The organism is Salinivibrio sp. YCSC6, from assembly GCF_004916735.1.
GTDB classification, from domain to species: Bacteria; Pseudomonadota; Gammaproteobacteria; order Enterobacterales; family Vibrionaceae; genus Salinivibrio; species Salinivibrio proteolyticus.
On the sequence record NZ_CP039516.1, the window covers coordinates 1,083,579 to 1,102,633 of the forward strand.

The 19,055-nt window shown below is 48.0% G+C and carries 14 protein-coding genes; 11 read left to right on the plus strand and 3 right to left on the minus strand.

What is annotated here, in order from left to right:
* The first annotated feature begins 214 nt into the window (after positions 1–214).
* The 8 genes from E8E00_RS04900 to E8E00_RS04940 all read left to right on the plus strand — a co-directional run bounded on the left by E8E00_RS04900 (position 215) and on the right by E8E00_RS04940 (position 8,961).
* Complete coding sequence (locus E8E00_RS04900; RefSeq protein ID WP_096628975.1) at positions 215–940, plus strand: hypothetical protein; 726 nt, start codon at positions 215–217, stop codon at positions 938–940.
* Positions 941–942: 2 nt separating this feature from the next.
* Entirely contained in the window at positions 943–1,347 is a 405-nt protein-coding gene (locus E8E00_RS04905; protein WP_240531896.1) for a hypothetical protein, read from the plus strand.
* 9 nt (positions 1,348–1,356) lie between these two features.
* Positions 1,357–2,022: a hypothetical protein gene (locus tag E8E00_RS04910; RefSeq protein WP_096628969.1), complete on the plus strand. Its 666-nt coding sequence runs from the start codon at positions 1,357–1,359 to the stop codon at positions 2,020–2,022.
* A 9-nt stretch (positions 2,023–2,031) separates the two neighbouring features.
* Positions 2,032–2,391 (plus strand): hypothetical protein, encoded by a 360-nt coding sequence (locus tag E8E00_RS04915; RefSeq protein WP_096628966.1) that lies wholly within the window; start codon positions 2,032–2,034, stop codon positions 2,389–2,391.
* 259 nt (positions 2,392–2,650) lie between these two features.
* A complete protein-coding gene (locus tag E8E00_RS04925) occupies positions 2,651–3,973 on the plus strand; it encodes a hypothetical protein (protein ID WP_096628962.1) in 1,323 nt (440 codons plus the stop codon).
* A 352-nt stretch (positions 3,974–4,325) separates the two neighbouring features.
* Positions 4,326–4,514, plus strand: a complete 189-nt coding sequence (locus E8E00_RS04930) for a hypothetical protein (protein ID WP_096628960.1) — start codon at positions 4,326–4,328, stop codon at positions 4,512–4,514.
* A gap of 78 nt (positions 4,515–4,592) precedes the next feature.
* Positions 4,593–5,222, plus strand: a complete 630-nt coding sequence (locus E8E00_RS04935; RefSeq protein ID WP_136588360.1) for a hypothetical protein — start codon at positions 4,593–4,595, stop codon at positions 5,220–5,222.
* 148 nt (positions 5,223–5,370) lie between these two features.
* Positions 5,371–8,961, plus strand: coding sequence for a hypothetical protein (locus tag E8E00_RS04940; protein ID WP_136588361.1), 3,591 nt, complete (start codon positions 5,371–5,373; stop codon positions 8,959–8,961).
* Here E8E00_RS04940 and E8E00_RS04945 read toward each other — a convergent pair.
* Entirely contained in the window at positions 8,866–9,414 is a 549-nt protein-coding gene (locus E8E00_RS04945) for a hypothetical protein (RefSeq protein ID WP_136588362.1), read from the minus strand. The two genes, E8E00_RS04940 and E8E00_RS04945, sit on opposite strands and share 96 nt — an antisense overlap.
* A 58-nt stretch (positions 9,415–9,472) precedes the next feature.
* Here E8E00_RS04945 and E8E00_RS04950 point away from each other — a divergent pair, with 58 nt between their 5' ends.
* Together E8E00_RS04950 and E8E00_RS04955 are read left to right on the plus strand one after the other, a co-directional pair.
* Positions 9,473–9,991, plus strand: coding sequence for a hypothetical protein (locus E8E00_RS04950; RefSeq protein WP_136588363.1), 519 nt, complete (start codon positions 9,473–9,475; stop codon positions 9,989–9,991).
* Positions 9,992–10,131: 140 nt separating this feature from the next.
* The gene (locus tag E8E00_RS04955; RefSeq protein WP_168189242.1) at positions 10,132–14,829 is read left to right on the plus strand and encodes a PLxRFG domain-containing protein; all 4,698 of its coding nucleotides are present in this window, start codon (positions 10,132–10,134) and stop codon (positions 14,827–14,829) included.
* Positions 14,830–15,370: 541 nt separating this feature from the next.
* Here the strand turns inward: E8E00_RS04955 and E8E00_RS04960 are convergent.
* Positions 15,371–15,700 (minus strand): YegP family protein, encoded by a 330-nt coding sequence (locus tag E8E00_RS04960; protein WP_096628954.1) that lies wholly within the window; start codon positions 15,698–15,700, stop codon positions 15,371–15,373.
* 836 nt (positions 15,701–16,536) lie between these two features.
* Between E8E00_RS04960 and ptsG the strand changes: the two genes are divergently transcribed.
* Positions 16,537–17,964: a PTS glucose transporter subunit IIBC gene (ptsG, locus tag E8E00_RS04965; RefSeq protein ID WP_077455994.1), complete on the plus strand. Its 1,428-nt coding sequence runs from the start codon at positions 16,537–16,539 to the stop codon at positions 17,962–17,964.
* A 90-nt stretch (positions 17,965–18,054) separates the two neighbouring features.
* On the opposite strand, the gene E8E00_RS04970 is transcribed toward ptsG, so the two are convergent.
* Positions 18,055–18,960 (minus strand): lysine exporter LysO family protein, encoded by a 906-nt coding sequence (locus tag E8E00_RS04970; protein ID WP_096628952.1) that lies wholly within the window; start codon positions 18,958–18,960, stop codon positions 18,055–18,057.
* Between the last annotated feature and the right edge of the window lie 95 nt (positions 18,961–19,055).

Here is a 19,055-nt window from a genome sequence, read left to right on the forward strand (position 1 = left end):
CCAAGCGTACCGTTACTGGACAGATAAAGCATGAAGGCCTGCGTGGCCGCACGGCAATATGGTGGCTAGAGCTCGCGAAGCCGGCTTCTGCAGCTCACCAATACGATTACAGTATTCATCAAGATAATGACACGCTCATCTGGTCTATCACGGTGAATCGTCTGCTATACAGAGGTCAGGTACCGCCCTTATTGGTTCATTATGGGGTGTATTGATGGCATACGGTCTCAAAGTGTTTGGTATCCACGGGGCGGAAATTATTGATGGTGAATACCAGAACCATTGTTTTCACAACCGCATCGAACTTCAACTCTCACGCAAAGATAGCTTTGGCGTGGCGCTATATTCTGCGGAGTATCAGGTGTCTGTCCCTGACCCCATGATATTTATCTCTTCACCGGTCGATACGGCCATTATTGGTGGGATGTATGGTCATCGGTATCACTACCGCTTCGTTGCCAAGCACTCAGCTAAAATCAGCGTGTACGTCTTTTCGTCGAAGCCCCATAAAATTGGCAATGAGACTTATGGGTTGCAGGTTTTTGGGAAAAATCAGTCGCTAGTTTTTGATAGCCGTTGGCGGCTACTGAGGTTAGCGGCGCTTCATACCCTGCAGCCGACTGAGCCTCCGGTGAAGCCTCTCGACAGTAACTCAAATGGCCCTGAACGGTCGATCGTATTACCTGAGGGGAGAGAGTACGCAGCACGTATTACTGTAGCAAGAGCTTACAATTTCCTGAAAAGAGGGACAGGTAAGTGGCGTGTTTTAATGGAGTGGTCAGCTGACGATGCTCTGCGAGTAGAGGGGAACAAAGTCACTTACAGAAAGCTAGGTACTCCGTCTTCTGCCCCCGGCTATGATGACCCTATTGCACCTGAAGGATGGATGAGTAAAGGAAGCTCTATGTTAGCCATCGCAGATGTTACAAATTACAGGTAATCGTGAATCAAGTGATGTACTCAAAGCCTTGGTTGAACTATCGCCTCCATTTACTCCCCATCATACGTAAAACGCAGTCTCGGAATAATCACTTCTTTGCCGATGAAATAGATGACGCCCTTTTAGATGAGAGGGCGTTTTTGTTTCTCGCCGAGGATGGTTTTGTTGTGTTGCAGCCAACAGCTCGAAATGGCTTGTCTTGGTTGAATGTGATGTTCGCGTTCAATTGGGGTGGCAACGCAATTACTCGTTACCAAAGTGAAATAGAGCTCAAAGGCAGGCAAATGGGCGCGAGAGGTGTGGAGTTATTCACGGCTGTTCCTGGTCTTGAGCAAGCGTTGCTCGCCAATGGATATGTTAAAACGTCCGGAGCAGCCAGAGTTCAACATTGGGAGAAGTTACTCTAGGAGGTCAATATGGGTGGCGGCGGTAAACAAAAAGTCAAAGAAACAGCGGCACAAAAGGCAGCTGCAGACGTAGCGAGGAAGCAGTGGGACCTCTACCAAAGTGACTTTAAGCAGTTTGAAGATAACTTCATTGAGCGTGTCAGTGCGTTTAATAGCGCGACAAATATGGCTGACGTCAAACAAGCGGTCGATGTTGGATACAACAAAGCATATACAAAGAGCCGAGACGAAACGGCGCAGTCGCTGTCGGCAAGTGGCATCAATCCTAATTCGGGTAAGTTTCAGTCAACGATGGCCAACATGGCTACCGATCAAGCACTTGATCAATCGGATACTACCAATAGAGCTCAGTCTTCAGAGCAGGACAAGTACTTAGCTGGTCTGAGCGATGTTACAGCTATCGGGCTTGGCCAAAAGACGGGGGGACTCGAGGGAATAGGTGACGTAGCCAACACGAGTTTAAGGAAAGCGACAGAAGACGCGGAAACAGACTTCAATAAACGCTCATCAAACCTTCAGCTAGCCGGAGCGGCAGCTGGCGTAGGGCTTAGAAGTTATATGGGCCAGTCCGCTGGTTCATTGGGCAAAGCCGGAGTGGATGGTGTGAGTACGAAAGCATCTACGTTGAATGACTATGATCCGCTAAACAACCCTAGTGGTTCATTGGTGGCATAAGGAGCAGTTATGGGAATCGCGGCAGACACTTATGCGCGTATCACTCGGCAGCAATATGACGATTGGTATCAAAGGTTCTATCCAGTTCAGAAAGATCTCATGCAGAAGTCTCAAACCGGTGAGTTGTTGGGAGAGCAACTAGGGAGAGTCGATCGCAATGTTAATGGCTCTATTCAGGCTGCGCGCTTGGGGCAATTAAATAAAATGTCTCGTTACGGGGTAACACCACAGGGTGACCCCAATCAAGATGCTCAGCTTGCGTTAGCTTCCGTCTCTGCGAAAAACGGCTTGAGAGCATACGAGCGAGATCGATCAATGAAGACCCTTTCCGGTGCTGGTATGGGTTTACGTAATGTGCAACAGCAGTAGGTGTAACCATGGGATATAGCTTACTCAGTATGGGGCAGCATCAGAAAAGTACCGCTTTGAAGGGGCTGCGTGATGTTGCTGAAAGAGAAGAGCGTCGGAATGCAGCTAACAAACACTTGAAGTCTGCTGAACGTCAGCAATCAATCAGTTCTGTAGCGTCAGGTGCAGCAATAGGGGGGATGGTAGGTGGCCCCATTGGAGCCGGGGTTGGTGCGGTAGCGGGATTTGTCGTAGGCGAGCTGTTCTAGCGGAGGTGGCGATGGGCCTAGATACACGTGGTTTTATGGATGGTGCTTTGCGCGCTTTCGATGTTGCAGACAGATACATGGAGCGTAAGGAGGATCGCGCGCTTCGTAATCAGGAGAACCAGGAGAGACGAGAGTCTCGTGAACAGCAAATGTCACTGCAACAAGCGGAAGAGCGGCGCAGACAGCAACAGTTTGAGCACAACTATGGCAAAGATGGGCAGGGTGGAGCATTACGCGAAAAAGAGGCCCGCGAGCAGAAGCTTGTTGACTCACAGCTGGAAACTCAACAAGAACAGCGAGCACTTTCCGAATATCAACTTGGACAACAAAAACGAGCAAGCTACATTCGGGAAAACCTGCCCGTCATTCAGAATAGTTGGAAACGGTGGATAGACACCGGTGAGATTGATCCCATCCTCGATAATGAGATGATTGCCGGAGGTGCTTACGACCCACGTCGCTATCTTCAGCCTGAAGTAGTAAGAGCCGGAGAGACGTTAGAGAACAAGTTGCCCGCGGTACTAGATGGTAACGCCGATTTCAACGATCCTGAGCTCAAAGAAGCGCTTAACACGTTCTACAGCCAGAACATCAAGGCTTCAATTGGTCAAAAAGACCCAAGAACCGGTCGAGTAATTAAAGATGCACGATGGGGTGGCGTGACGTTGGCTGCAGATATCAATCCTGAGCTTGACGGCGACCAACCAGGCTTGGTGATCACAACTGAAGTGAATTATGGCGATGGTCGTTGGGTACCAAAACCCGTTACTGACGGACGCGGGACGGCTGATGAACAGGTGAAAGTAATACCATTAGAGAAGGCAATGCGGGATTTGACTGGTCAGTTGGAAATGCGCAGGCGTGCTATGGCTTCACCGGCATACAAATCAGTCTTTGGTAGCAAGGACGAGATGAAGGGTTACAAGGAAGAGGTTTCCTCAATAGAGAGTGACCGCAGCAAAGCTCTTGCCAAGCTGTACAGTGAACAAGATGGATTCAGTGCTGATAGTCAAAACCCAGATATGTTGAAACGAAAGGAAGACGAGATAAATCGAATTTATGATCAGCGTCTATCACGTATCGCTCAGCATTATGGTGGCGAGGAACCGAAAACAGGTAGTTCTGAACACCAATCAGCTTTACCGAAAGACGTAGAGCAATGGGCGAGTAGAGATCCTCGGCGTCAGTATTTCCTTCAAGCTGTAAAGCAAAAAGGCACAGATTTGAGTGGATATGATTTGGATACTATCGAGCGTGCTTTTAATGATCAGTTGGCTAAGCATAAAGCGGAGAAAAGCTCTGAGGTGGCCAGTAAGTTGCGGACTCAGTTGTAATGACAAGTCTAGGTCTAGTGTACATGAGGATTCGGATGCAGAATATACATCAGATAAGTCTGCGATAGCTTCACTTACTAGGTGGCAGAAATGTGACAAAAATCACATTTTTATGGTGATGTTTAATGTGGGGACTAGAGAAAAAAAAACGCTCTATAGTGTGGAAATAAAAATAAAGAGACCTACATGTAGTGTTTTTGTGTAATTTTTAGTGATTTTTGTCACGCTTTATTGGTCGTGGACACGCTTCATGCGTCGCCTTATATTGAAGCTAGAAGTAGACGCTTAGGAAGCTCTGCTATAGAATTGCCGCCTAAAATTTAGGCTATGATATTACTAGGAGGAAGGCGCAATGACCAAGAAAAAAGTAGACAAGCTTGAACGTCAACCTTTAGTGATGTCTAAAGAAAAGCGATTAGAGCTGATTGCAGAGTCTTTAGAGAATATAGATTTTACTGACTCCCGAAAGAAAAGCGTTACCGCAGTTGAGTCCATCAGAAGGATGAGAAACTCCTTTTCAGCACTAGTTGACGCGCACTAGAACTTGCAATCGTATGTCTAATAAATAGTATAATGACGCCTGGATTTATTCAGGCGTTTTTTGTGTTTGGGGGCGGTTGTGGTAAAAAAACGATGGGTGTTCAGGGAGCTAGTAAAAGATAATCGTGATTATCTTGGACTCATGTCGTACGCACTTTATAAGCACGAAAAAGACGAAACAGCCAATGGTTTGAGAGAGGGTGGAAAGTCTGACGAGTATGTAGACCAGGCACTCGAAAACTTTCATGATCAAGTTCTAATGAGCCCGGCTCGGTTAAATGCATATAAGCAAAGAGCTGCCACCCTGATAGATACCGCGTTAAAAGAATCTACAGCTAATTTTGAAGCCAAATATTCAGAGCTAGAAAAACAATTAAAAGAAGAATACGCAAGTAAGCATAAAGAGCTTGAACAAAGCAGAACAGCGCTGGACTTACGCGAAAAGGACTTAAGAAAAACTGAAAAGAAAATGCGAACGGAAGTCGTTAATGACATTAAACTCAGCGCCCAGAAATATGAACCACCAGGATTTTGGGTAGGACTTTTTAAGTGGCTCATTAGTGGCTTTAGCGGTGTTGCTGCTAGTGTACTTGTTATGGTGATAACATTTGGGCTATTGACCTTAGGAGACCCCGACTCTAAGCATCAATTGGCTGTTAGCTTTCTGAAAGGGCTCGTTGGTTTACTGACAGGCGAGAGCTTAGGATAGCCAGATAAAGTTAGTGAGTTGAACACTTCATTCACAGTGGTTTACCTAAACCAAGATTAAAGTAATAATAACTACATCATCAAATACTTATACCTAGCCGCTGGCTCCTTTGGAGCTGGCGGTTTTTTTATGCCTGCTCGGAGCGGATATGAAAGACGACAAGCTTCTTGGTAAGACAGATGGTGCCACTGTTAATGCCCAAACTGATATGACGTTTCAACTTAGCGACAACTTTAATCTAGATGCGTATAAACCGCAGGAAAACGTGGAAGTTGGTGCGGGTGATATAGCAATAGGGCTGGCTGTAGGAGCATCTGGTGCAATGGAGGGGGCAGCGGAAACCACAAAAGCTGTTGGCCAAGGTATCGTGGAGGGTATGACTGATTTAGCGCGGTATGTTGGGGTTCCTGACTCTGCTATTGAGACGGCGAAAAATGCTGCGGCTTATACCCCTCAAGGGATGGCTTTGTCGTACGTTGATAATCTCGGTAAAGCCTATGGTCAGGCTAAAGACTGGCTGAGTGATAGCTTGTCCGATGGAGGAAAACAGGCTCTTCAAACTTCGCCTATTAATGAATCTCCAGAGGGTAATTGGCGAGTATCTTCTGACCCTGCTGTGTGGGGTATGCAAATTGCGCAAGGGGTGGGCTACATGGCCCCTACTATTGCTTCTGCAGTCGCGACCGGGGGAATGTCTGCTTCATCTGCAATACCCTCACTAACAAAGTTGGCAATCAAGTCAGGCGCAAACCCTCAACTTGCTGCTAAAGCAGCGGAAAAGGCATATCAGGTTCTACGCAACACACCCGCGGCCACTGTCGGGATCTCCTCAGATATAGGTAGTCAGGGGATTCAGGCTAAGGGAACGGTCATGAATGCTCCTTTGGACCAGCTTGCGGAAAGTAATGTCTTTCGCAGAAATTTTTTCACGGTTGATGAGGATCCTGAAAACGTTGGCCGTAGTGATTCGGAAAAGCTTGATATGGCTCGTCAGATGACAGCCGAGCAGGCATCACGCGCAACAATGTCTGATGAGAAAGTACTAGCCACTAGTGCTTTGGCGACGATGTTGGGCGACGTTCCGTTAGCCAATATGTTAACTCGTGGAGCAAGTAAAGCGAGCTCGTCTATTACTCGAGGAGTTGCAAAAGGAGCTACTGAGGGTGCAATACGGGAGGGTGTAACGGAGGCCATCCAGGGAGGTACGCAGCAGTATGCCGCCAATGAAATATCAAACGAGTATGCGGGCACCAATGTCGATTTGATGGATGGTGTTGCGATTGGAGCGGTGAATGAGGGCGTACTGGGTGGTGCCATTGGAGGCACCTTGGGCGCGGCAGGTGGTACGCGAACTCGAGCCGACAAGGCCCGCGATAACGCTGACGCCATTGAAAACGACATGGCTCAAGCCGCTGAGCCGGAGGGCAATACGCAAGATACTGACGACTCACAATTAGCGGAAGATGTGCAGGGCACGGAGAGCGTACGGCTACAGAGTAATGATGAAACCATGATCACTGATGGTCCATCTGAAGCCGCCGAGCGGGTTCGTCAGCAAATCCTGGATAAGGCTCTATCTGAGGGCAATCAGGAATGGGAAAAGCCGGAGGTTGATGGACAAGGTGATCTGACCTCCCGTTTTAAAGCCTCGCAACAATCATTACGAGACAAAGGTGTACTGCCAGACAATGACAATCACTTTGTAAAAACCGTCAAGCTGGCTTACGCCATGGATCAGGACAAAGCGGAAGCTCTACTTGAGCGTATAGAACAAGGAGATCAAGAGGCAGAGCAATCGCTGTACGTTCTCGCTGAGCAGGCGTCAGAGCTCGGGCTTGACGAAACAGGTGTGCAGCAGGCGTTCAACGCTGCCAGAGAGAAGCAGCAGGCCGCTCAAGACAAGCGAGACTCCAAGATACAGCGCTACATTGAGGCCATAGAGCAGGGAAGGGAAAACATTACTGCATCAAGTCAGCTGGAAGCGCAGCCTGATTTAGAGGAGAGCCTATCTTTTGACGAGCCAAAGGTCTCAGACCTGCCCACTGAGGCTGACTACCAGCAGCAGGCAATACAAGAAAGCGTTAAGGCCAACGTTGAGCAAAGCGCACAGTCACGCGGCGAGTTTTCCAATCGCCCGAATACAATGAAGATGCGCGAGGAAGGCAAGAAGCCAATTGCTGATTATGCCGCGTTCACTAAAAAGACCAAATCAATGCGCAAGCGCCTTAAAAAGCGCATGGCCCAATCTAATCCCCAGCTGCGCGACGCGCTATTGGAATCACTGCGTAATGCGCCAGAGCGCATCGCCGCTTTTAAGCAAGAAGCCAAGGAGCGCAAAGCGCGATTTGATGCCCGGCCTGAAAACCAAGTACGACGCCAGCAAGTTGAAGCACTATTTGACCCGCAGCAGCCAGAGCCAGCGAACGAGCCCGACTTTAGCCGTAATGCTATCAAGCAAGTGATGGATGACATGCGCGAACGTGGCGAGCCCATCATTCAATCTCTACCCAAAGAAGAGCAAGCAGAAGCCAGAGCCGATCTAAGAAAGGCGCAGTCATTTGCAACCACAAAGCTGCGAATGATGATGGATGAGGCCCAGTCCGACAACACCCAAAAAGAGCCGTCAGTTGATGGCGATAAGATCATTAACGTTTCTGGCTTGAAGCTGGTTTTGCCAGAGATCAGCAAGGAAACAGAATCAACCTACAATCGCGCTACTCACATTGGGAGGGGGCGAGACTTTAATGCAGAGCTAGCTGAGGAAGCAAAAAAAATCGCAGGCGACTTGGACGAGAAAGGCTTGCTTGATACTGAAGACCGACAACAGAAAGCGCAAAGCCTTATTGAAGACTACCTCAACGAAGAAAAAGCATTTATTGAGCGAGAATCTGCACGTGCGGCCAGTAACCCAAGTTGGTTTGTTACGGGCCGAGGTGGGCGCAACATGGCGAAGTATTCCGTCAAAGCCGATAAAAATATGACGGCATTTAGCCGTGAGGTCGAAAAGTTAAGCGCGATGCGTAAGCGCATCTCTCAAGACGTAGAAGCCGTCATGAACGAGGAGCAGCGTCAGGCCAGGCAAGAGAAAGAGCGTCGTGACAATCTTAGTCGCGCTGAAAAAAAAGCAGCTGAGTATCTAGCTATTATTGCGCAAAACATGCGCGAGGGTATGTCAGCGTTGGCAAAGGATGATCGTAAGTGGGCAGGACCAAAAGCACTAACTCATCTTAACCTGCTTGCATCGGCCGATGAAGCCAGGGCAAAGGCGTTGGCGAAGAAAATGAATGAGGGCTTTCAAGATCTTGGAGGTGTGCTTAAGGTGGCAGGTCCACGCTCTAAGCTTGCTGCACGACTAAAAGAGCTGCTTAGCTCCCAAGACACCCCTAAAAACTCTCCTGTGACGCCAACCGAAAACTCTGCCATACCAACGCTTGATGCCTTTTCCGCTCTTAACAAAGGAGACATGAGTCTTGCCGAGGTTAAGGCATTATCGGAGCAGTTAACTCGCAACGAGCAAGGCGTAAAAGACGCGTTCTACTCGCTCACTATTTCGAAAATTAACGAGAAGATGGGTGCCTACTTTGCTGCGCGCTGGAAAGGCGAAAAGAAAGACCGCATCGTGCAAGCAACTTTTGATCAGCTCTTATCTGATTTGGAGTTCACCATGGCAGGGGGCGCACAAACCATTACCTTGAATCTGGGAAACCGCATAAGCGGTCGAGTAGGTCGCTTCTCTTAGTGCTGGGTTTGCCCATAAGCTAGTCTCTGGGTGCTGCTCGGCTTTATAACGAATATTATGTAAGACTGATGCGCTATTCCAAATATTGAGGATCGCAAGTATGCCTCCCATTTTACCGACCTTATTCCACGATGTTTGAGCAGCTTGTGTGCCTTTTTGCCAGATGCGCTCAATGGCTTGATTGAGCATTTTTTTCGCTGCATCATTCGCCGCTTGATGCTTTAGCGTGACCATTTGAGGTAACTCACTACTCAATAGCTTCTGCAACCTCTGCTGAGCTGCATGCATGGTTTGAATCTGATGATTTTTGGGAGTCGGTTGCCCTACCGGGGGTTGGCTAATACGTGTAATGATCGCGACTTCGGCATTCATCTTTCGCTGCCATGCCGAAACTTGCGCCGGATAGTCTGGGTTGTGTGCAACAATCGCTTCTGGATTAACGATTGCCTCCAATATCGGTTACTGGCGTGGGAGTTTTTACTTCCCCACACGCGAAGATGCCGAAATATTCATGGGGTGGCTACAAGGCAACGAAATTGATCGCGCCGAAGTAGTCAACGCCAAGCGCGAAGAGAAGCGCCAATCAAATGCGGAAAAGCTAAGAGAGGCAAGTGAAAAGCTCGCAGAAAAAGCGAGTGCGGAGTACAACGCAGAGCGCAAAGAAAACACCACCAAGCGCTTGGCTGAAGGAGAGCGAGCGAGATCCCGAGCGAGAAAAGATGCAGAAATCGCCGCGCTAATGGCTGAGGTTGCCGACAAGATAGAATCAGGCGATCTCTCTGTATTGGCGGGTATCAATGCGAAAACGCAAGTTGAAACACTTAAACGAATTGAAAACGGATTGCTGTGGGAGGCAAGCAAGAAAAACAGTGATGCTGTAGAGCGGGGCGACTTTAGCGATCCTGTTTGGAAAGAGGGCGCGACGATTGATGAAAAGGTCATGTTTGCCAAATACCCAATGGCTACGCGAAGTCTGGCAATATTTTGCTGGCCAAGTACAAGAACAGCGAATTCAAAGAGGTCGCGTTAAGCACGGAAAACGAACACGTGATTAAAATGGTGGAGTTCGCGAAAAAGGAGGAACTATACGGCGACTTGCCCACTATGTTCCAGCGGCTTCAACGCATGGGCCTTACGCGACGCGAGTTACTTCGTGAGGCGCTGCGAGAGATGGACAGCACTACAACAAAGACCGGTCTTAATGAGAGCAAGGTTGCCAAGCTGGAGCGCGATCTTAAGAAAAAAGTGCTTGCCAACCGCAATGCGTTTGTTGATTTCTTCCCTACACCAGAGTCTCGAGCACGTCACATTGTTGAGTTGGCCGATATAGAGCCCGGCATGAAAGTGCTAGAGCCCAGCGCAGGGAATGGCATGCTAGCAGACGCCGCTAAGTCTCAAGGCGCCGAGGTTGAGGTGGTAGAGATAGCAAGCGACCTTCGCGACATCCTCACAGAAAAGGGTCACAAAGTCGTTGGTAATGACTTCCTAGCGTTTAGCGGTAAAGGCTATGACCGCATCGTGATGAACCCACCGTTTAGTAATGACATGGACATTGACCATGTTCGTCATGCCTACGACATGCTGAAACCTGGCGGAAAAATGGTGACAGTGATGAGCAGTATGGCGGGGGAACGCAGTAACAATAAAAACCGAGCTTTCAAGGACTGGTTAGTTGAGCTGGATGCTAAGGAAGAAATGGATCCCGTGGGTACGTTCAAGGAGTCCATGAACCAAACAGGAGTTCGCACTAAAACCATCCAAATTGAAAAGCCGCTGTCTGACGCTAAAAAGGAAAGCGAGGCTGAGGCTGTGATGTTTTCTCGTGAAGGCGTCACTCAAGGAAACACACCACCCAAAGGCATGCCACTCAAGCAGGCCCAACTTGGCGTTAAGCAGTGGCTCAAAGAGTACAGCGGTGGAGCAGGGATTAAAACCACAGTGGTCCAGACTCAGGCAGAAGCAGAAAAGCTGCTTGGACAATCCATTCCCGGCGCCACTATTCACGGTTTTTACTCTGATCGGGATGGAGCCGTAGTACTTGTTGCCGACAACCTGCCTGACATGAAAACTCTGCGCAAGAAGCTGCGCCATGAAGTACTAGCGCACCACGGCTTAAAAGCAGTGGTAGGGGATAGCGAGTACCAGAAAATTCTCGAGCGCATCGCTCGCGGTAAAAGCTCACCGCACGTAAAAGAGCTGTGGGATCGCATAGAAATAAACTACGGTGATCAAGCTCCTATAGTGCAAGTTGAAGAAGTGTTAGCGCATGCAGCGGAAATTGAGCGCAGCACGATTCAGCGTTGGTGGGACCGTGCCATCGAGGCTATTGCTAGAGCGCTTCGTAAGGTGGGATTCATGCGTCAGCATGATATTACCAAGGCGGAAATCAACAACATTGTGCAAACGCTGATTGACCGCATCAAGGCCGTCAATCACTGGGATGCTAATAACTCGCCACGTTCGGATGGTAAATCAAAGCTCTCTCGTTCTAAATTAAGCCAGGCTAAGTTCTCGCTTCAACAAGAATCAGCACGCTTTTCTAATGAGTTACGCAAAGCGATGAGCTCACTCAAAAGCCGCGTTGCTCCAATCAAGGTAAGTGATACCCCCGATGTACTCAAAGCTTTGGGCATGCCCGAATTACCGCTATATATCGATAGAGATGTAGTGAGAAAGGCTACCAATGGTGTGAAAGACGATCATGATATCAGTATGGAGAGCATCTACCGCTTGCCGGAATTGTTGGCCGACCCTATTGCCGTTTTTAAGCCGAAAGCACCCAACATCGCAGCCACCGGAAGCAAAAACATTATTGTTGCAGCGCAGTCTGATACAGGGAAGCCGGTACTCATTGCGATTCATGCGGACAAAACGTCACATCGTATTCGAGTAAACAGCGTGGCCAGTGCATATGGTAAGAACGAGAAGGCGTTAACGCAGTGGATCAAGGATGGGTTGCTTGAGTATGTAAAAGAAAACAACCCTGAGTGGCTGCGTTTGCAAGGGCTCCAATTGCCCGAGGAGCGCACCTTCCATCAGGGTTATCTAGATAAGATAATGAGCCACCAAGATGTTGTCAATATGGGTGGCATCAAGTTCTCAAAGACTAGTTCCCCAACGATGGACGAGGTCATTCGTCAAATTGATAGTGAGCCAACTGCTCACGGTAGATTGAGAACCGCATTGAGCGCAGTAGCAACCGCAGTTAAAGGTGAGCTAGGTGGCAAGAAGGGACTGGGTGCTGTGACATTGCGGCAGTTAGCCGATCTTGCTAAAGACAAGTTGCCTCAAATAAAGGGCTACGTTGATACGGTGCATAGAATGATGGAGCGCCGGAATCAAATGGCATTTGAGTCAGCTGAAATTGCCCAGAGCATTCGTAAATGGGCAGCGAAAAACAAGCCTATGGCTGATGAAATGTTTGATATCGCGCATCAGGCCACAGTTGAAGGCGTCGATCCCGCTGAAAGCTTTGTCTCAGCCGCTGAAGCCATTCAAAACCGAATTAGACACATTGAAAACGTGGCTAAAGAAGATGCACTTACGAACGCTCAGGCCGACGAATTGAGACAATTGCGCAATGATTTGAATGATGAACCTCGCCGACTTCGCAAACATATCGCTCTTCGAAAGCGTTTCGACAAGCTGCCTGCGGAAGCCAAAACGCACTATCGTACGATGCGTGACAATTACAAAGCTCGGCATGATGACTATCGCAGACTCCTAGAACAGCAAATTCAGAATGCAGAGATCGATGGCCGAGTGAAGAAAAAACGTCTGGCGGAGCTGCGTTCACTATTCGACCTTCAGGAAGTGAATGCACCGTATTTTCCTCTCGCCCGATTTGGAGACTACTGGGTGCATGCCATTGATGAGAATGGAGAGAGTCGTTATCTCATGTTTGAGTCAGAGGCAGAACAACAACAAACAGTGAAAGGGCTACGAGAAAAAGGTTTTGAAGTGAGGTCTGGCTACAAGATGGAGGGTAACCCAGCCATCGATGGAGCTAGTCTTAGCTTTGTGACTGATCTGATGGGCCGTATTGATGAGACTTCCCTCAACGATAAGAAAAAAACAGAAATCAAAGACCAGATTTATCAAATGTACTTACAAGCTCTGCCATCTCGTTCGATGCGTAAGCAGTTCATCCACCGGAAAAAAACACAAGGCTGGTCCAATGATGCTCTGCGTGCGATGGCAGAAAACATGATGAAAGGCGCCTATCAGCTCTCACGAATGGAGTATGCCGAAGAGTTAACTAAACAGGTAAAAGAGACGGAGAAGGCTGCTAAGTCATCCAATGACAACCAGGCAGGCCGTTACGCTGAAGAGTTAATTAAGCGCCATCAGTGGGTAATGAATCCAACGCATTCAGTAGCAGCCCAGAAAATTACTTCACTGGGCTTTCTCTGGATGCTTGGCGTTTCTCCTGCTGCCGCGGCGGTAAACACCACGCAGAACTTTGTTGTTGCACTTCCGATCATGGCTAGCAAGTTTGGTAGTGCTGCGGCTACTAAAGCACTCAATGGAGCAATGAGGGAGTTCGTAACCTCACGAGGACAGATTAGTCGTAAATTCCGCAACCAGTCCGAGAAGGACGCATACAATGCTTGGCATGACATGGGTTTATTGGATTCGACAAACGCTCATGACCTGGCTGGCATGGCAGAAGCAGAAAACTGGAAGTACAACGAGGCCTATGAAAAAGCAATGGGCGTTGTCAGTTGGTTATTCCACAAAGCAGAGGTATTCAATCGAGAGACGACTGCCATCGCTGCATATCGTCTTGCTAGACAAAATGGGCACGAACACGACGTAGCGACTAAGATGGCAGCCGATATTACGTGGGACGCGCATTTTGATTACACCAATGCCAATCGTGCCCGCTACATGCAGGCTCCCAGTATGAAAGTCATCATGCAGTTCAAGCAATATAGCCAGAACATGACTTACTATTTATTGCGAAATCTTTATTTGAGCATGAAGGGAGCCAGCAATAGTGAAAGGGCAGAGGCCAGGAAGCAGTTGATTGGCACACTTGGTATTACTGCGTTACTCGGTGGTGCAACTGCATTGCCATTAGGCACTTTGTTTGCACTTGCTAATGGGCTGAACGCAGCATTTGGTGATGATGATAAGCCTTGGGATGCTGAGATCGAATTTAAAAACTACTTGGGTGAGCTGTTGGGTGAAGGACTGGCGGACAAGGTGATCTATGGAGCAGGTGGAGCGGGAGTATCTTCTCGGATATCACTTGATGGCCTTTGGATACGGGATCCAAGTCGTGACTTAGAAGGTGAGGACCTTTGGACTCACTATGCTAAGCAGGTTGCCGGCCCTGTATTGGGGGGTATTGTGGTGAGTGCAATCAGTGGGGGACACGATATCTCAGACGGCAATATCTACCGAGGGGTAGAGAAGATGATGCCTAAGTTTGCCCGTGACCCAATGAAGGCTTATCGCTACTGGAATGAAGGCGCGCTTAACTATCGTGGCAATGCATACAAAGAGGCTGATCAGTTCAGTGGCTTGCAGTTACTGCTCCAAGCCAACGGTCTCACTGACGGTGAGCTAATGAAGCAGTACGATGTTAACAATGCGATTAAAGGCTATGAGAAACATATCCTCGACCGACGTCGCGATTTGATGACGGCCTATTGGTTGGCCTATAAGCAGAATGATGAGCCGATGATGCTTGAAGCGAAAAGGAGTATTTACAAGTTTAATCAGGCGAACCCACGTATTGCAATAGACAATGGTGCTTTACGTCGTTCCATCAAAACCCGATATCGCCTCATCCAAGAAAGCCAAAACGGCGTCAATGTGAAGAAGGGTTTGCGCTATCTTAATAATCGAATGGTGTGGTAATGCATGCACTTATGTTTTTCCAATCATTTTTTGTTTTGATTCGGCTTCCTTGTGATACCTCATAGCCCACTTTATCGCCTGGAGCATACCTAGTGATATAAACAATAGCGAAAGTGGCTTGAAAGCTTCATGTGGAGCCCCTCCCAATAGGTATCCCAAAGTGTATATGGCTGTTATTGTTGAGATTAATCGGAATAGGACAAGACCGAAGGCGTTGAACTGCTTCTTAATGATCAGACTAGTAAGCACGAATAAGAGCGCCAGTGCTTGCAGGGAGTGCACCAGAAAAAATATGAGTAAGGATGGTGATTTGATTGGTAATTGTTGGAAAGACGCGACCGCAAGAGAAGGGGCGAAATTGATAATTTCCCAAATGCTCAAAATATCTCCTCAAATGAAATGCTTACTCTTATGTCGATAACACGCGTACCTCACTATCCAACGCTTGTCTTCAGGTATGGTTCCACAGTAGGTTAAAGTTCTCTACTTCGCAAAGCCATCGATGAGCCTCGCATATAAGCGAGGCTCCTTTAGAGAGCGATTAGTGTGTTAGCTCTTTGATTGTAGCGCCCGGCGCATTAGCTTTCACTGACTCGATACCCTTGTCTCGTGCTTGGGTGGATGAGTAGGTTTCACTTGTGCCAATAATCTCATGGTTTGCAGCTTTGAGATTAAACATTGGATTAGGCGTGTCTTTTCTCTCATAGCGGCTGTCTATCGGCGCGTTAGTCTTCACGGAGTCAATGCCATTCTCACAACCTTGCTTGCTAGAGTACCCCTCACTCTTCAAGATGATTTCTCCGTTTCCAGCCTTTAATCTGAAGCGATATTCGTTGGCTTTATCTTTGTAGATTTCAAAAACACCAGACATCTTTCTCTCCTTAACAATTGCAGTGATACAAGATGTATGGACGACTCACTCATACGGGCGTTAGGTTATCTAGCTAAGCTTGATGTGTAAGTGATGAGGGTCTTGAAAACTATACTTTGTGTATTATTTTTTTGTTAAAGGAGTGTGGAGGATTTAGGGCTTGAGTTGGTCTACAGTGATATGAAATCGAAAATTATACTCGGCTGCAAATCTGCCGAGGAGATTTTGGTGTTTTTGAAATGGTTGGAAAGAAATCTTTAATCAGATCGTAAAAGCAAAAAGGGGACTGTTGTTAGAGGCTGGATTTGGAGTTTTTCGAGGCTTCGATTGGCAGGAGAAAATGGGACAAAAATGGGACACTTTTTGGGAATGGGACACAATTTGGGGCATATTTGGGGGGTTTAATAGGACTAATAAGGATTTGCATTATAGTAATAAAGTGTTGAAAATAAACGAATTACCCTATTATTAACGATCTTAGCAATAGGGAGATATTTCGTTACATAAAATTACTTTCCGCTTCGTTCTCACCGCACAGGTTGTACTTTTCCAATTTTTGCTTTTAAAAACAAAAAATACTTTTATATCAGTTTCTTATGGGTATTTTTGTTGATTTTGTCAGCATGTTTAATTGTGATCTATATTTACTTTTTAATCAGTAAAATCATCGTACGTAGGCAGGGTGATGATTCGCACCTTATAGTTTGGGTGAGTTCAATAATCACAAATCGCAATGACTCTCAGGCGTCCGACGTTTTCGGGCCACCTGTAGCGGGGGAGCCGAATGGTTAGCCACGAGAGCATGCATTGTTAACTTCCTTGTCAGGAGCAAGACTATGTCAAAAAACCTCTTTGCTAACCTGCAAAAAGTCGGTAAGGCGCTGATGCTACCAGTATCCGTGCTACCGGTAGCAGGTATATTGCTGGGTGTTGGTGCGGCCAACTTTAGCTGGATGCCAGATATTGTTTCTCATCTGATGGAACAAGCTGGTGGGTCTGTGTTCGGCCAAATGGCACTGCTTTTCGCTGTGGGTGTCGCGCTAGGCTTTACGAATAATGACGGTGTTTCCGGTCTGTCTGCGATTGTCGGTTACGGCATCATGGTGGCAACACTTAACGTGATGGCTCCTGTGATGGGCGCCGAAGAAATCAAGACGGGTGTACTCGGCGGTATTCTTGCCGGTGCTGTGGCTGCGTGGACGTTTAATCGCTTCTACACTATTCAGCTGCCTGACTACCTTGGCTTCTTTGCGGGCAAACGTTCGGTGCCAATTATCACCGGTTTTCTCTCTATCGCACTGGGTGTCATTCTTTCTGTTATCTGGCCACCAATCGGTGGTGCGATCGCTACCTTCTCTCACTGGGCTGCTGAGCAAAACCCTGTTACCGCATTTGGTATCTACGGTATCGTCGAGCGTGCATTGATCCCATTCGGTCTGCATCACATCTGGAACGTACCTTTCTTCTACGAAGCAGGTAGCTGTGTGAACAATGCAGGCGAGCAAGTGAATGGCATCATGACTTGCTTCTTGACCGCTAACGACGTGACTCGTGAAGCAGGCAACGGCTTCGGTCAGTTAGCTGGTGGTTACTTGTTCAAAATGTTTGGTCTACCAGCCGCTGCATTTGCGATTGCACACTCTGCAAAACCAGAAAACCGTGCCAAAATCATGGGTATCATGGCGTCAGCAGCACTGACTTCATTCCTAACGGGTATTACTGAACCTATCGAATTCTCGTTCTTGTTCATCGCACCTGTACTGTACGGTATTCACGCGGTGATGGCGGGCTTGGCTTATGTGTTGACCAACGCACTGGGCGTGGTACACGGCCATACTTTCTCTAACGGTTTCATCGACTTTATCGTACAAATGCCACGTGCTGAGAACGTGACCACATTGGTACTGCTTGGCCTGGGTTATGGTGTTCTTTACTACATCGTATTCCGCGTGGTGATCCGTGCCCTTGACCTGAAAACGCCAGGTCGTGAAGACGAAACCACTGAGACCTCAACAGCGACTGGTTCTGAGCTAGCGGGTGACTTGGTTGCAGCCTTTGGTGGCAAAGACAACATCACAGGCCTGGACGCATGTATTACACGTCTACGTGTATCGGTGGCAGACACTGAAGTGGTTGACCAAGACAAGCTTAAGCAACTGGGTGCAGCGGGTGTTGTGGTTGTATCCGGTGGCGTACAAGCCATCTTCGGGACGAAATCAGACAACCTACGTACAGAAATGGATGATTGGATGCGTAGTCACTAACCAGTGACAACACCTTCCAAGAATATTAAGGAGAGCCGATGGCTCTCCTTTTTTTATGTGTATTTGCCCCGAGGAGAAAGATGAGGGGCGTTATGCGCCGAGGGAGAGAAAAAATAGCATTAGTACCGGAACCAACAGACTTAAAATAAAGCCGCTAACGATCGCAATCGGCACACAGCGAATCCCGCCAGTGCTTTGAATAATGGGCAAGGTAAAGTCCATCGCGGTTGCGCCACCATAGCCAATCGCCGTGAGTGGATAACGGCTAATAATCATAGGGATCAACATAATGGCTACCAGCTCGCGGGCAAGTTCGACAATAAATGAAGCGCCACCATAGACGGGACCGAGCCCATCCCCCATTAAGATCCCTGCCAATGAATACCAGCCGAACCCGGATGCCATCGCAAGGCCGTGATGATAAGGCAGGTCGAGTAACCATGCGGCTAATAAACCACCTGGCAGTGAGGTGATGACGATGAGCGCGGCGATCACCACGCCTTTTTTATTCAGCACAATTTGTTTAAGGGTCATGCCACTATTGCGTAATTGAATACCAATCAAAAACAGCAGAAGTAGCAGAATGATCTCGCTGGCGGTATCGACCCAAGATAAGTCCATTTCTACGATCAGGCCAACGGCGAGCCCCACGAAGACGGCGGCTATCAGTTTGCCAGATTCAGACATCATGGTACTTAGCTTTAGTTTGTGTTGATGGCCCTGCGTATCCGTCGGCCAGATTTTATCTAAAATCGGTAACGCGAGGAGGTTGGCTCCCCCAATACAGACAAAGAAGGTTGCCGCGTAGACACCAATAGTGGAAATGTTACTCTCTAGGTTGTCGAGAGCAGCTAAGCTCAGGCCCATCAGCAATAAAATCACGATCACCAGTCGGACGGTTAGCGTATTAACCCAATGAACATGCTGAGGCCGCTTAAGGGGTATGAGGTAGCCCACGATAAGGGGTAAAAAGATCAGTAACATCCCTGAGAACATCGATTTTGCTCACAATAAAGAAAGAGTCCATCGAGGTTATCAATCGGTTAATAGTCTGGTCAATAAAATCAGACAGCTGTGATATGGGATCACAC